We start from the raw sequence: 13,493 nt of genomic DNA on the forward strand, positions 1-13,493 counted from the left end.
GCCCAGGGCCTCGCCCTCGTCCTGGAAAGGTAGCCAACCGCCATGTCGCCGACCCAGCGGGACATCTCCGAGGAGATCGCCCGGGAGCACGAGGCGTACGCCCACGCCGGCTCCGTCCAGCACCACCCCGACCGGGGCTACGCCCCCTACCGCAGCAGTCTGCTCCGCCACCCGAAGCAGCCGCTGGTCGCCGTCCAGGACCCGGAGGCCGTCGAACTCTCCGGCCCCGCCTTCGGCGTCACCGACGTCACCGAGCTCGACAGCGACCTGACCCGCCGGCACGCCGGGGAGCCGCTCGGCGAGCGGATCGTCGTCACCGGCCGCGTGCTCGACCGGGCCGGCCGCCCGGTCCGCGGGCAGCTGGTGGAGATCTGGCAGGCCAACGCCTCCGGCCGGTACGCCCACCAGCGCGACCAGCACCCGGCGCCGCTGGACCCCAACTTCACCGGGGCCGGCCGCTGCCTGACGGACGACCGGGGCGGCTACCGCTTCACCACCGTCAAGCCCGGCGCCTACCCCTGGCGCAACCACACCAACGCCTGGCGGCCCGCCCACATCCACTTCTCGCTGTTCGGCACGGCCTTCACGCAGCGCCTGGTCACCCAGATGTACTTCCCCGGCGACCCGCTCCTCGCCTACGACCCGATCCTGCAGTCCGTCACCGACGACGCCGCCCGGGCCCGCCTGGTCGCCGACTACGACCACGACCTCTCCGTCCCCGAACGGTCCCTCGGCTACCACTGGGACATCGTCCTCGACGGCCCGGCCGCCACCTGGATCGAGGAAGGCCGCTGATGCTCCCCACTCCCTCGCAGACCGTCGGACCTTTCTACGGCTACGCCCTGCCCTTCCCCGGCGGAGGCGAGATCGCGCCCGCCGGCCACCGCGACACCATCGCCGTCCACGGCCGCGTCCTGGACGGGGGCGGCGAACCGGTCCCCGACGCGCTGCTGGAGATCTGGCAGCCCGGCCCGGACGGCTCGCGCACCGGCGCGCCCGGCTCGCTGCGCCGGGACCAGGTCACCGGCGGGTACGCGGGCCGCGACGGCGTCACCTTCACCGGCTTCGGCCGCGTCGCCACCGACGCCGACGGCCGGTACGGCCTGCGCACCCTGCCCCCGGGCGGGGTGCCGTACCTGTCGGTCTGCCTCTTCGCCCGAGGCCTGCTCCACCACCTCTTCACCCGGATCTACCTGCCCGGCGCGGACCTCGCGGCCGACCCGCTGCTCGGCTCGCTGGAGCCGGGCCGCCGGGCCACCCTGCTCGCGGTCGAGGAGACCCCGGGCACCTACCGGTTCGACCTGCGGCTGCAGGGGCCCGAGGAGACGGTCTTCCTTGACTTCCACTGATCGCACTCCGGCGACTTCCGCTGATCAGACGCGGGCCGCCGATGTCGGACTGCTCTCCCCGGTCCGGGCGGGATCGGCCGTCGAGGCGGCCACCGGCGATGTCGCCTTCCTCCAGGCGATGCTCGACGCCGAGGCCGCCCTCACCCGGGCCCAGGCCTGCCTCGGGCACGCCCCGGCCTCGGCGGCCACCGCCGTCGACGCGGCGGCCCGCGCCGAGCGGTTCGACGTGCGCGACCTCGCGCTGCGCGCCCGCGCCGGCGGCAACCCGGTCATCCCGCTGGTCGCCGACCTGACCGCCGCCGTGCCCGGCGAGGCCGCGCCGTTCGTGCACCGGGGCGCGACCAGCCAGGACATCCTGGACACCGCCGCCATGCTGGTCGCCGCCCGCAGCAGGTCGCCGATCCTCGACGACCTGCACCGCACCGCCGAGGCCTGCGCGCGCCTGGCGGCCGAGTACCGCGACACCCCGATGCCGGGCCGCACTCTGACCCAGCACGCCGTCCCGACCACCTTCGGCCTCAAGGCGGCCGGCTGGCGCGGCCTCGCCCTGGACGCCGCCGACCGGCTCTCCGCCGTCCGCCTGCCCGCCCAACTCGGCGGCGCGGCAGGGACTCTGGCCGCCTTCGAAACCCTGGCGCAGGCACCGGCCAGCGGCCCCGAACTGGTCGAGGCCTACGCCGGGGAGCTCGGCCTGGACGCACCCGTCCTGCCCTGGCACACCCTGCGCACCCCGATCGCCGACCTGGCCGCCGCGCTCGCCTTCACCACCGCGGCCCTCGGCAAGGCGGCGGCCGACGTCCTCGTGCTCTCCCGTACCGAGATCGGCGAGGTCGCGGAGGGCAGCGGCGGAGGCTCCTCGGCCATGCCCCACAAGGCGAACCCGGTCCGGGCCACCCTGATCGCCGCCGCCGCCCGCCAGGCACCCGCCCTCGCCGCCGTCCTGCTCGGCTCGCTCGCCGCCGAGGACGAACGCGCCGCCGGCGCCTGGCACGCCGAATGGCAGACCCTGCGCGAACTGCTCCGCCTCACCGGCGGAGCCGCCCGCGCCGCGGCCGAACTCGCCGAGGGCCTGCGGGTGTTCGCGGACCGGATGCGCGACAACCTGGGTCTCACCCGGGGCCTGGTGGTCAGCGAGCGCCTCGCCGCCGAGCTCGGCGAACTGCTCGGCCGCCGAGCGGCCAGGGAGTTGCTCACTGAGGCCACCCGCCGGGCCGTCGCCTCAGGTCGCGACCTGCGGGACGTGCTGGAGGACGTCCTGGCGGACGAGCCCGACCTGAAGGACCGGATCGACACCCGGCGGCTGCGCGAACTCACCGACCCGGCCGAGTACTTGGGATCGGCCGCCGCGCTGGTCGACCGTGCGCTGCGGCGCACCCCGCCGCCGTCCCCACCATCGTCCCCGCCACCGTCCCCACCGCTGAGGAACCTCCCGTGACGCTCCACTTCACCGTCGAAGGACCGTCGGACGCCCCGGCGTTGATCCTCGGTCCCTCGCTCGGCACCTCACTCGCCGTCTGGGACGAGCCGGCGGGTGCCCTCGCCCGGCACCACCGGGTGGTCCGCTGGGACCTGCCCGGCCACGGTGGCTCCCCGGCCGGGCTGGTCTCCGCGGGCGCCACCGTCGCCGACCTCGCCGACCTCGTACTGGCCGTCGCCGACCGGCTCGATCTGCCGCGCTTCGCCTATGCGGGCATCTCCCTCGGCGGGGCCGTCGGCGCCCACCTCGCCGTCCACCACCCCGAGCGGATCTCCTCGCTCGCCCTGGTCTGCTCCTCGGCCCGCTTCGGTGAACCCGAAGCCTGGCGCCAGCGCGCCGAACTCGTCCGGGGAGCGGGCACGGCACCGCTGGCCGAGACCGCGGCCGCACGCTGGTTCACCCCCGCCTTCGCCCGGACCCCCGCGGTCGGCGCCCTGGTCGCCGACCAGCGCGCCGCCGACCCGGCCGGTTACGCGGCCTGCTGCGACGCACTGGCCGCCTACGACCTGCGCGCCGAGCTGCACCGCGTCACGGCGCCGACCCTCGTCCTCGCCGGCCGTGACGACCTCGCCACCCCGCCCGCGCACTCCCGCCAACTCGCGGACGGCATCGCCGGATCCGGGCTGGTCGAGATCCCCGGGGCCGCCCACCTCGCGCCGGTCGAACGGCCGCGGGCCGTACTCGACGCCCTGCGGAGCCACTTCACCCCCGGGTCCGACGCGGACAACCGGTCCGACGACGACGGCCGGCGCGCCGCAGGCATGACCGTCCGCCGGGCCGTGCTCGGCGACGCCCACGTCGACCGGGCCGTCGCCGGCACCAGCGAATTCACCGCCCCCTTCCAGGACTTCATCACCCGCTACGCCTGGGGCGAGATTTGGACCCGCCCCGGCCTGGACCGCCGCACCCGGAGCTGCATCACCCTCACCGCCCTGGTCGCGGGCGGCCACCACGAGGAACTCGCCATGCACGTCAGGGCCGCGGTGCGCAACGGCCTCACCCCCGAGGAGATCGGCGAGGTGCTGCTGCAGTCCGCCGTCTACTGCGGCGTCCCCGCCGCCAACGCGGCCTTCGCCGTGGCGAACCGCGTTCTGAACGAGAAAGAGGATCACTGATGCACACGACCGTCGGCATCATCGGCGCCGGGCCCTCCGGCCTGCTGCTCGCCCGGCTGCTCCATCGGGCCGGCATCGACAGCGTCGTCCTGGAGGCCAAGGACCGCTCCTACGTCGAACAGCGCCAGCGCGCCGGAATCCTGGAGCAGACCACCGTGGACACCCTGCGGGCGGTCGGCGCGGGGGAGCGGATGGATCGCGAAGGCCTCATCCACGACGGCATCGAACTCCGCTTCGACGGCCGCGCCCACCGCATCGACTTCCCCGAGCTGACCGGCGGGCGGAGCGTCATGGTGTACGCCCAGACCGAGGTGGTCAAGGACCTGATCGCCCTCCAACTCGCGGAAGGCGGCCCGCTGTTCTTCGAGGCACAGGTCCACTCCGTCGAGCAGGCGAACGGCGACCGCCCGACCGTCCGCTACACCCACGAGGGCCGCGAGCAGACCCTCACCTGCGACTACGTCGTCGGCTGCGACGGCTTCCACGGCGTGACCGGGAGCGCGATCCCGGCGGCTGCCCGGCGGACCTACGAGCGCACCTATCCGTACTCCTGGCTGGGCATCCTCGCCGAGGCGCCGCCGGTCTACGACGAGCTGATCTACGCCCACTCCGAGCGCGGCTTCGCCCTCGCCTCCATGCGGTCGCCCTCCGTCAGCCGGCTCTACCTCCAGGTGCCCAACGGCACCGATGTCGCCGACTGGTCCGACGAGCGGATCTGGGACGAGCTCGACGCCCGTCTCGCCACCCGCCAGGAGCCGGGCTGGAAGCTGGCGCGCGGTCCGATCACCGCCAAGTCGGTGCTGCCGATGCGCAGCCACGTCACCGAACCGATGCGCCACAAGCGGGTGTTCCTGGCCGGCGACGCGGCCCACATCGTCCCCCCGACCGGCGCCAAGGGCCTCAACCTCGCCGCCACCGACGTCATCGTGCTCGCCGAGGCGTTCACGGAGCTGTACAAGAACGGGTCCACCGCACTGCTCGACGCCTACTCCGAGACCTGCCTCGAACGCGTCTGGCGGGCCGAGCACTTCTCGTACTTCATGACCACCACCCTGCACGCCGACCCGGAGCAGTCCGCCTTCGACACCCGCCTGCAGCTCTCCCAACTGGCGCGCATCGCCGCCTCCCCGCACGCGGCCACGGAACTCGCCCACAACTACGTCGGCGCCCCGATCAGCCAGGACGCTGCCTGACGCGGCGCCGATCGGGGCTCTCCGACTCAGAGGTCCAGGACCAGCCGCTCCCCCCGGCAGCGGGAGACGCAGATCAGCATGCTGGCCCCGGCCGCCCGCTCCTCCGCCGTGAGCAGCGAGTCGCGGTGGTCGGGGACGCCCTCCAGGACGTCCGTCTCGCACGTCCCGCAGGTGCCCTCGGCGCAGGAGAAGAGGACCTCGACACCCGCGGCTCGGACGGTCTCCAGGACGGAGGCCTGCTCCGGAACGGACAGGGTCAGGCCGGAGCGGGCCAGCACCAGCTCGAACGGGGCCTCCGGAGAGCTCGCCCGGGCCTTGGGCTGGAAGCGTTCCGTCCGGGGCTCCGGCCAACCGTTCGCCGCGCAGTACCGCTCGACGGCGTCGAGGAGCGGGCCCGGACCGCAGCAGTAGACGGCGGTGTCCCGGGCCGGTGCGCCCAGGTAGGAGGCCAGGTCCAGCAGCCCGGTCTCGTCCTGCGGTCGGACGGCCACCCGCTCGCCGTACCGGCCGGTCAGCTCGTCGACGAAGGCCATGGAGCCGCGCGTGCGCCCGCCGTGGAGCAGGGACCAGTCGGCGCCGGCCGCGTCCACCGCCCGCAGCATCGGCAGGACGGGGGTGATGCCGATGCCTCCGGCGACGAAGAGGTACCGGCCGGCGGGCCGGAGCGGGAAGTGGTTGCGCGGTCCCCGCACCCGCACGGTCTCGCCGACCCGCAGCCGCTCGTGCACGAAGGCCGATCCGCCACGCCCCTCGGGCTCGCGCAGCACGGCGATCCGCCCCTCCAGGCCGTCCCGCACCGCGAGTTGCACGTTCTCGTGGGTGGCCTCGTACAGGTCCTCCAGAAACGGCATCGCGGCCTCGCGCAGGGCGAGGCCGCGAGGGGCGAGGGAGCCGAGCTCCCACAGCCGCAGGCCGATGTGGTAGACGCCCTCCCGGTCGCGTTCGAGCGCGCCCCAGGCCGTCAGCAGCCCGACCAGGCGGTGCGTGGTCGGCAGGGTGAGCCCGGCGCGCCGACTGATCTCCGTCAGCGACAGCGCGGGGCCGGCGCGCCCGAAGGCCGCCAGCGCGGCGAGCAGCCGGTCGGCGGCCGAAGGGGGGCCGGTTCGGTCATGCGTAGAAGCGGTAGACGGCCTGGGCGACGACGGCGGGCTTGGGCTGGCCGTCGATCTCGACGGTCAGGTCGACGGTGACCTCCGCGCCGCCCTTGACCTCGGTGACCGAGGCGATCACGCCGTGGGCGCGGACCTTGGCGCCGACCCGGACGGGGGAGGGGAAACGGACCTTGTTGAGGCCGTAGTTGACGGCCATGCCGATGCCCTGGACCTCCAGCAGCTCGCTCCAGAGCGGGATGAGCAGCGAGAGGCTCAGGTAGCCGTGGGCGATGGTGCCGCCGAAGGGTCCGGCCTTCGCCCGCTCGACGTCGACATGGATCCACTGGTGGTCGTCGGTGGCGTCGGCGAAGGTGTTCACCCGCTCCTGGCCGATCTCCAGCCACGCGCTGTGGCCGAGGTCGGTGCCGCCGAGTTCGAGCAGTTCGGCGATGCCGTTGACGGTACGGGACATGGGGAAGCCTCTCTGAACGGTCCTGAACGGTCCTGAGTGGTTGAGGGGTCAGCGCTGCCCGTAGGTGGCCCGGAGCGGCCCCTTGAGCAGCTTGCCCGCGCCGCTGCGCGGGAGGGCGTCGGCGAGGAGCACCGACCTGGGGATCTTGTAGCGGGCGAGCCGCCCGTCCAGGTGGGCGGTGAGTTCCTCCACGACCACCTCGGCGCCGGGCCGCAGGACGACGACGGCGCGGCCGACCTCGCCCCACTTCTCGTCGGGGACGCCGAAGACGGCGCACTCGGCGACGGCCGGGTGCTCCAGCAGGGCGTTCTCGACCTCGGCCGGGTAGACGTTCTCGCCGCCGGAGATGAACATGTCCTTCAGCCGGTCCACCAGCCGGATGTAGCCCTCGGCGTCCACCGCGGCGATGTCGCCGGAGCGGAACCAGTGGCCGTCCCGGAAGGCGTCGGCGCTCTCCTCGGGGTGGCCCCAGTAGCCGGGCGTGACATTGGGCCCGGCGACCAGCACCTCTCCCGGCTCGTCCACCCCGACCGGATCGCCGGCCGGGTTCAACAGCCGTACGTCCGTGAAGAAGTGCGGCACGCCCGCCGTTCCGGCGTGGGTCAGTGCGTCGTGCCGGTCCAGCAGCAGGACGCCGGGGGAGGCCTCGGTCATGCCGTAGCCCTGGACGAAGGCGAGGCCCCGGTCGAGGTAGCGGCGGATGGTCCGGGCCGGGACGGGCGCGCCGCCGCAGAGCAGGTTGCGCAGGCTGCTGAGGTCCGCTTCGGCCCAGCCGGGCTCGGCGGCCACCGCGTCGTACATCGCGGGGACGCCGAACAGGCAGGTGATCCGGTGGCGTTCGACCAGCTCCAGGGTGCGGACGGGGTCGAAGGCGGACTCCAGCACGGCCGTGCCGCCCTTGAGCAGGGTGGGCAGGCAGGTCATGTTGAGGGCGGCGGTGTGGAACAGCGGCGCGCTGACCAGGGTGACCTCGTCGGTCGAGAGGTCCACGTCGACCAGGACATTGAGGCTGTTCCAGAGGATGTTGCCGTGGGTGAGCACGACACCCTTGGGGCGGCCGGTGGTCCCCGAGGTGTACATGATCATGCAGACGTCGTCCGGACCGACCGGCACGTCGAGCGGCTCGGCCGAGGCCTCGGCCAGCAGCGCCTCGTAGGACGCGCCCTCGGCCTCCAACAGCTCGACGTCCCCGGCGAGTTCGGCGGCGTCAGGCCGGCGTACCGTCAGCAGCAGGGTGCTGCCGGAGTCCTGCAGCTGGTAGCGCAGCTCGGGCACGGCGAGGCGGGTGTTGAGCGGGACGAAGACCGCGCCGAGCTGGCCGGCGGCGAACAGGGTCTCCAGGAACGCGGGGTGGTTCGGCCCGAGGAAGGCCACCCGGTCGCCGGGCCGCACGCCGCGGGCACGCAGCAGGTGGGCGAGGCGGGTGGTCCGGTCGTACAGCTCGGCGTAGCCGGTGGCGTGCTCCTCGTGGAGCAGGGCGGTGCGGTGCGGGGTCTTGCGGGCCCGGCGGGCGGGCCAGGACCCGATGCCTTGGTTCTGCAACGCGGGACTCCCTTGTCTGGCGTCACTGCTGCTTGTCGAGGCCGAGCAGCCTGGCGGCGTTCTCCTTGAGGATCTTCGGACGGACCTCGTCCTTGACGGGGAGCTTGGCGAAGTCGGCGAGCCAGCGGTCCGGGCTGATCAGTGGGTAGTCGGAGCCGAACAGCACCTTGTCCTTGAGCAGGCTGTTGGCGTACTGGACCAGCTGCGGCGGGAAGTACTTCGGCGACCAGCCCGACAGGTCGATGTACACCTGCGGCTTGTGGGTGGCCACCGCCAGCGCCTCGTCCTGCCAGGGGAACGAGGGGTGGGCCAGGATGATCGGCATCCCGGGGAAGTCGGCGGCGACGTCGTCGACCAGCATCGGGTTGGAGTACTTCAGCCGGATGCCGCCCCCGCCCGGCGCCCCCGCGCCGATCCCGGTCTGGCCGGTGTGGAAGACGGCGATCGCGCCGGCCTCCTCGATGGCCTCGTACAGCGGGTAGGCCATCCGGTCGTTGGGGTGGAAGGCCTGGACGTTGGGGTGGAACTTGAAGCCCCTGACCCCGAACTCCTGGACCAGCCGGTGAATCTGCCGTACGGCCGTCTTCCCCTTGTGCGGGTCGAGGCTCGCGAAGGGGATGATCACATCGGGGTTCTCCCGCGCCGCCTCCGCGACCTCCTCGTTGGGGACGGCCGGGGTGCCGGTGGCCGCCTCGGCGTCCACGGTGAAGACCACGCAGGCCATCCGCCGCTCGCGGTAGTACGCGGCGATCTCCGGGAGGGTCGGGCGGCGGTGCTCCGCCTTGAAGTACTCCCCGGCGGCGCTGTCCAACTCCTCGGAGAGCGAGGCGTGGCCGCGCGAGGACACCTCGGCGTGGGTGTGCATGTCGATGGCGACGAGTTCGTCGACGTTCATCGGGCGGATCCCCGGTTCATCGTTCATCGGGCGGACTCCCTTCAGATCCGGGGCGCCGGGATGCCGTAGGTCTCCGGCACGCGCCCGACCGAGACCGGCCAGGCGGCGGCGATGGCGTCCGCGCTCCAGCCGCCGTCGGCGTAGGCGACGGAGACCTCCTGCGGGTGCGACCACAGGGCCAGCTTGTCACCGCCGATGCCGATGGCCTGCCCGGTGACCTCGGCGGAGGCGTCGGAGGCGAGGAAGGTGATCAGTGGGGCGACGTCCTCGGCGGTGCCGAAGCCCTCGCCCTTGCGCAGGCTGTCCGGCAGCGGGGTGCCGTCCTGCTCCAGGGCGTCGACGTGCGGGGCGAAGACCGGGATGGTCCTGGTCATCGCGGTGGCCGCGACGGGGATCACGGCGTTGGCGGTGATGCCGGCCTTGGCCAGCTCCATCGCCCAGGTGCGGACCATCGCGGCGATGCCGGCCTTGGCGGCGGCGTAGTTGGTCTGGCCGAAGTTGCCGCGCTGGCCGGCGGGGGAGCCGGCGACGATGATCCGCCCGCCCTCGCCCTGCTCGCGCATCCGCTCCACGGCCGCCCGGACGCAGGTGAAGGTGCCGCGCAGGTGGACCTGGACGACGGTGTCGAAGTCCTCGTCGCTCATCTTCCACAGCACCCGGTCGCGCAGCACGCCCGCGTTGGTGACCATGACGTCCAGCCGCCCGAAGGCCTCGACGGCGCGGGCGACCAGGGCCTCGGCGGCCTCGGCGGCGCCGACGGCGGCGACCTCGGCGACGGCCCGGCCGCCGGCCGTCTCGATCTCCTTGACCGCGCCGGCCGCCGCGTCCGCGTCGACGTCGTTGACCACGACGGCCGCGCCCGCGGCGGCGAGCGCCTTGGCGTAGGCGAGTCCGAGGCCGCGACCACTGCCGGTGACGACGGCGACCTTGCCGCTCAGATCCATGGGACTGCTCCTTGGCTGGGGTTGTCGGTGGGCTCAACGTAGGCAGTTTTTTGTCGGCCGTCAATGGAAGTGCCTAATATTCGGCCGCATCCGCACGCCGGCCGCCGGGCGTCCTACGCTGTGCCCCGTGACCAGTCCCGATCCCACCCCGCGTCCCCAGTCGCTGATGCTCAGCTTCTTCGGCATCCATGTGCTCGGCCAGGAGATCGCCCTGTCCTCCGGCTGCGTGATCGACGTGTTCGGGCGGATCGGCGTCACCGAGGAGGCCGTGCGCTCGACCCTCACCCGCATGGTCAACCGCGGACTGCTGGAGCGGCACCGCCAGGGCCGGAAGATGTACTTCGCGCTGACCAAGCGCGCCGCCGCCGTGCTGCAGGACGGGCGCGACCGGATCTGGAGCACCGGCGCGGTCAACCGCGACTGGGACGGCCAGTGGACGCTGGTCGGCTTCTCCCTGCCCGAGGCCTGGCGGCGCGAGCGGCACGATCTGCGCTCCCGGCTGACCTGGGGCGGATTCGGTCCGCTGCAGAGCGGGCTGTGGATCGCGCCGGGCGTCGTGGACGTCACCGCGCTGCTGGAGGACCTCTCGCTCGCCGCCCACCTCCGGGTCTTCCGCGGCACGGTCCTCGAACCGACGGAGGTGGCGCAGGTGGTGGAGTCGGCCTTCGACACCAAGGCGATCGCCGCCGACTACCACGCCTTCCTGGACCGCTGGAGCGAGCCCGACGCCGGAGGTCCGGACCCACTGGGCGGGCAGCTGCTGCTGCACACCGACTGGCTCGAACTGGTCCGCCGCGACCCGCACCTGCCTGCGGAACACCTGCCCGCCGACTGGCCGGCGATCCGCGCCGAGGAGCGGTTCCACGCCCTGGCCCAGCGCTGCGCCGCCGCGGCGCGGGCGGAGGCCCAGCGGGTCCTGGACGCGATCCCGGCGCGCTGACGGCTCTCCTGTGGTGTCGGTCCCAGGCAGGACCATGGGCGGATCCTGGGCAATCTCTTGACCGTCGCCAAAAAATCGCCCTACATTCGACGCGTTCTCGGCCCGCGCAGCCGCTCCCGCCGAGGAACGTTCCCAGCTCCTTCCGAACCCCACCCCCGGGAAGGAGCGGTCGTACCCGCGACCGCCCGCACCGCCTCGCCCGGCACCCACCCCGCGCGGCGGCGGCTCCTGCCGGTCACGAGGCCGCCGACCGCTGATTCGCCGAACACCGAGAGGATCCAGGTCGCCATGAGCACCCCCGAGATCGAGCCCGGCCGTCTGTTCATCGGCGGGCGGTGGCGCGAGTCGTCCAGCGGCTCGCGGACCGAGGTGATCGACCCGTCCACCGGCCGGGTGGCCACCACCGTCGCCGAGGCCGGCGCGACCGACGTCGACGCGGCGGTGCGTGCCGCCAGGGAGGCCTTCGAGCAGGGCCCGTGGGTCGCGATGAGCGGGCGCGAGCGCGGCCGGGTACTGCACCGGATCGCCCAGCTGATCCGGGAGAACGCCGAGGAGCTCACGGCCCTGGAGAGCCTGGACGTCGGCAAGCCCGTCTCGCTCTGCCGGCCCGTGGACGTCGAGACCGCCGCCGACCAGTACGAGTACTACGCCGCCCTCGCCCAGACCCTGGACGGAGCCGTCCGCGACACCCCGCTCAACGCCTTCGCCTACACCCGGCGCGGCCCGCTCGGCGTCGTGGCGGCCATCACGCCGTTCAACTTCCCGCTGATCCTGTCCAGTTCGAAGATCGCGCCGGCTCTCGCGGCCGGCAACACGGTCGTCCACAAGCCGGCCGACGAGACGCCGCTGAGCGCGCTGTTCATGGCCGGTCTCTTCCAGCGGGCCGGACTTCCCGACGGCGTCGTCAACGTCGTGACCGGCGCCGGCCCGGTGGCCGGTGAGGCCCTGCTCAGGCACCCCGGCATCGACAAGGTCGCGTTCACCGGCTCGACCGCGATCGGCCGGCACGCCGCGAGCGTGGTCGGCGAGGCCCTCAAGCCGGTCACCCTCGAACTCGGCGGCAACGCGGCCCATCTCGTCTTCGAGGACGCCGACCTGGAGAAGGCGATCGGCGCCGTCATCAAGGCCTTCGTCTTCAACACCGGCCAGTTCTGCATGGGCGGGCCCCGGCTGCTGGTCGCCCGGCCGCTGTACGAGACGGTGCTGGGAATCCTCGCCGAGGCCGTCCCCGGCGTCCCGGTCGGCGATCCCCGGGACCCGGACACCGTGGTCGGGCCGATGGCCGGCGACCGGCACCTGAAGAAGGTCGAGGAGTTCGTGGCCCTCGCCCGCCAGGACGGCGGTCGGATCCTGTGCGGCGGCAAGCGCCTTGACCTGAACGGCGGTCACTACTACGCGCCCACCGTCGTCGCCGACCTGTCCAACGACTCCCCGGTGGTGCAGGAGGAGATCTTCGGCCCGGTCCTGACCGTCCAGCCCTTCGACACCGAGGACGAGGCGGTGGAACTCGCCAACAGCACCCGCTACGGCCTGGCCTCCGGGATCCAGACCACCGACCTGGCCCGCGCCCACCGCGTCGCCGACCGCCTCCAGGCGGGCATCGTGTGGGTCAACGACTGGGCGATGCTCGACCCCGCCGTCCCCTTCGGCGGCGTCAAGGACTCCGGCTTCGGCCGGGAGTACGGCCCCGAGGCGCTCGCCTCCTACACCAAGGCCAAGTCAGTTGTCATCTCCATGAGCCGACGCTCCGTCAGGGTCTGATTTCGCGCACCGAGGAGTACCCACCCATGCCCACCACCCGCGCAGCCGTCGTCGAGTCCGGCGGAGCACCGTTCACCCTCGCCGACGTCCAGCTCGACGAACCCCGACCCCATGAGGCCCTGGTGCGGATCCGGGCCGCCGGACTCTGCCACACCGACCTCGGGGTCGCCGCCGGCGCCCTGCCCTTCCCGCTGCCCGGGGTCCTCGGCCACGAGGGCGCGGGCGTCGTGGAGGCGGTCGGCTCGGCCGTCACCGGCATCGCGCCGGGCGACCACGTCGTGCTGTCGTTCACCTCCTGCGGCGGCTGCCGCAACTGCCGCGACGGCCACCCCGCCTACTGCGCCGACTGGTTGCCGCTATCTGACCGATAGTCAGGGAGCGGACGGGATCGTGGAGTCCACCGGCAACACCACCGTCCTCCGCCAGGGTGTCGACGCCCTCGCGGCCCGGGGCACCCTGGCGGTCGTCGGCGCGCCGCCCTTCGGCACCGAGGTGTCGCTCGACGTCAACGCCATGATCCCCGGCCGCAAGGTGGTCGGCGTGACCCTCGGCGACACCGAGACCCGGACCTTCATCCCCGCCCTGGTCCGCCTGGTCCGCGACGGCCGCCTCCCCCTCGACCGCCTGATCAGCCACTACCCGTTCGCCGACATCGACCGGGCCGTCCGCGACATGGCCGCCGGCAAGGCGATCAAGCCGATCCTCACCTTCTGA

At 73.3% G+C, this 13,493-nt stretch carries 12 protein-coding genes and 2 pseudogenes; 8 read left to right on the plus strand and 6 right to left on the minus strand.

Annotated elements, in window-relative coordinates:
- The first annotated feature begins 42 nt into the window (after positions 1-42).
- From pcaH to ACFP3U_RS19875, 5 genes are read left to right on the plus strand one after another with little or no spacing between them, the layout of a single operon-like run.
- A complete protein-coding gene (pcaH, locus tag ACFP3U_RS19855) occupies positions 43-795 on the plus strand; it encodes a protocatechuate 3,4-dioxygenase subunit beta (protein WP_380226917.1) in 753 nt (250 codons plus the stop codon).
- On the plus strand, positions 795-1,349 hold the full coding sequence (gene pcaG / locus ACFP3U_RS19860; RefSeq protein ID WP_380226918.1) for a protocatechuate 3,4-dioxygenase subunit alpha: 555 nt from the start codon (positions 795-797) through the stop codon (positions 1,347-1,349). The genes pcaH and pcaG overlap by 1 nt, the downstream gene beginning before the upstream one ends.
- Positions 1,336-2,784, plus strand: coding sequence for a 3-carboxy-cis,cis-muconate cycloisomerase (gene pcaB / locus ACFP3U_RS19865; protein WP_380226919.1), 1,449 nt, complete (start codon positions 1,336-1,338; stop codon positions 2,782-2,784). Before pcaG ends, pcaB begins: the two co-directional genes overlap by 14 nt.
- Positions 2,781-3,941: a bifunctional 3-oxoadipate enol-lactonase/4-carboxymuconolactone decarboxylase PcaDC gene (gene pcaDC / locus ACFP3U_RS19870; RefSeq protein WP_380226920.1), complete on the plus strand. Its 1,161-nt coding sequence runs from the start codon at positions 2,781-2,783 to the stop codon at positions 3,939-3,941. The genes pcaB and pcaDC overlap by 4 nt, the downstream gene beginning before the upstream one ends.
- Entirely contained in the window at positions 3,941-5,134 is a 1,194-nt protein-coding gene (locus ACFP3U_RS19875; RefSeq protein ID WP_380226921.1) for a 4-hydroxybenzoate 3-monooxygenase, read from the plus strand. Before pcaDC ends, ACFP3U_RS19875 begins: the two co-directional genes overlap by 1 nt.
- 26 nt (positions 5,135-5,160) lie before the next feature.
- On the opposite strand, the gene ACFP3U_RS19880 is transcribed toward ACFP3U_RS19875, so the two are convergent.
- The 6 genes and pseudogenes from ACFP3U_RS19880 to ACFP3U_RS19905 form a co-directional block, all read right to left on the minus strand.
- The gene (locus tag ACFP3U_RS19880; RefSeq protein ID WP_380226922.1) at positions 5,161-5,985 is read right to left on the minus strand and encodes a PDR/VanB family oxidoreductase; all 825 of its coding nucleotides are present in this window, start codon (positions 5,983-5,985) and stop codon (positions 5,161-5,163) included.
- 96 nt (positions 5,986-6,081) lie between these two features.
- Positions 6,082-6,210, minus strand: a pseudogene (locus ACFP3U_RS19885) (helix-turn-helix domain-containing protein); the annotation flags it as partial.
- 31 nt (positions 6,211-6,241) lie between these two features.
- The gene (locus ACFP3U_RS19890; protein WP_380226923.1) at positions 6,242-6,697 is read right to left on the minus strand and encodes a MaoC family dehydratase; all 456 of its coding nucleotides are present in this window, start codon (positions 6,695-6,697) and stop codon (positions 6,242-6,244) included.
- Between the two features lie 48 nt (positions 6,698-6,745).
- On the minus strand, positions 6,746-8,239 hold the full coding sequence (locus ACFP3U_RS19895; RefSeq protein WP_380226924.1) for an acyl-CoA synthetase: 1,494 nt from the start codon (positions 8,237-8,239) through the stop codon (positions 6,746-6,748).
- A 22-nt stretch (positions 8,240-8,261) separates the two neighbouring features.
- Positions 8,262-9,134, minus strand: coding sequence for an amidohydrolase family protein (locus ACFP3U_RS19900; RefSeq protein ID WP_380226971.1), 873 nt, complete (start codon positions 9,132-9,134; stop codon positions 8,262-8,264).
- 41 nt (positions 9,135-9,175) lie between these two features.
- Positions 9,176-10,078 carry an SDR family NAD(P)-dependent oxidoreductase gene (locus tag ACFP3U_RS19905; protein WP_380226925.1) on the minus strand — a complete coding sequence of 301 codons (903 nt, stop codon included), beginning with the start codon at positions 10,076-10,078 and terminating at the stop codon, positions 9,176-9,178.
- A 127-nt stretch (positions 10,079-10,205) separates the two neighbouring features.
- Between ACFP3U_RS19905 and ACFP3U_RS19910 the strand changes: the two genes are divergently transcribed.
- From ACFP3U_RS19910 to ACFP3U_RS19920, 3 genes and pseudogenes are all read left to right on the plus strand, one after another.
- Positions 10,206-11,018, plus strand: a complete 813-nt coding sequence (locus ACFP3U_RS19910; RefSeq protein ID WP_380226926.1) for a PaaX family transcriptional regulator — start codon at positions 10,206-10,208, stop codon at positions 11,016-11,018.
- A gap of 288 nt (positions 11,019-11,306) precedes the next feature.
- Entirely contained in the window at positions 11,307-12,779 is a 1,473-nt protein-coding gene (locus ACFP3U_RS19915) for an aldehyde dehydrogenase family protein (protein ID WP_380226927.1), read from the plus strand.
- A 26-nt stretch (positions 12,780-12,805) separates the two neighbouring features.
- Positions 12,806-13,493 (plus strand): annotated as a pseudogene (locus tag ACFP3U_RS19920) (alcohol dehydrogenase catalytic domain-containing protein).

The organism is Kitasatospora misakiensis, from assembly GCF_042656005.1.
In the GTDB taxonomy this organism is placed as follows: Bacteria; Actinomycetota; Actinomycetes; order Streptomycetales; family Streptomycetaceae; genus Kitasatospora; species Kitasatospora misakiensis.

Bases quoted from the DNA above. Each gene is read 5' to 3' on its own strand.
- pcaH (WP_380226917.1), top strand. From the start codon at position 43: ATGTCGCCGACCCAGCGGGACATCTCCGAGGAGATCGCCCGGGAGCAC.
- pcaG (WP_380226918.1), top strand. From the start codon at position 795: ATGCTCCCCACTCCCTCGCAGACCGTCGGACCTTTCTACGGCTACGCC.
- ACFP3U_RS19875 (WP_380226921.1), top strand. From the start codon at position 3,941: ATGCACACGACCGTCGGCATCATCGGCGCCGGGCCCTCCGGCCTGCTG.
- ACFP3U_RS19880 (WP_380226922.1), bottom strand. From the start codon at position 5,985: ATGCCGTTTCTGGAGGACCTGTACGAGGCCACCCACGAGAACGTGCAA.
- ACFP3U_RS19890 (WP_380226923.1), bottom strand. From the start codon at position 6,697: ATGTCCCGTACCGTCAACGGCATCGCCGAACTGCTCGAACTCGGCGGC.
- ACFP3U_RS19900 (WP_380226971.1), bottom strand. From the start codon at position 9,134: ATGAACGTCGACGAACTCGTCGCCATCGACATGCACACCCACGCCGAG.
- ACFP3U_RS19905 (WP_380226925.1), bottom strand. From the start codon at position 10,078: ATGGATCTGAGCGGCAAGGTCGCCGTCGTCACCGGCAGTGGTCGCGGC.
- ACFP3U_RS19915 (WP_380226927.1), top strand. From the start codon at position 11,307: ATGAGCACCCCCGAGATCGAGCCCGGCCGTCTGTTCATCGGCGGGCGG.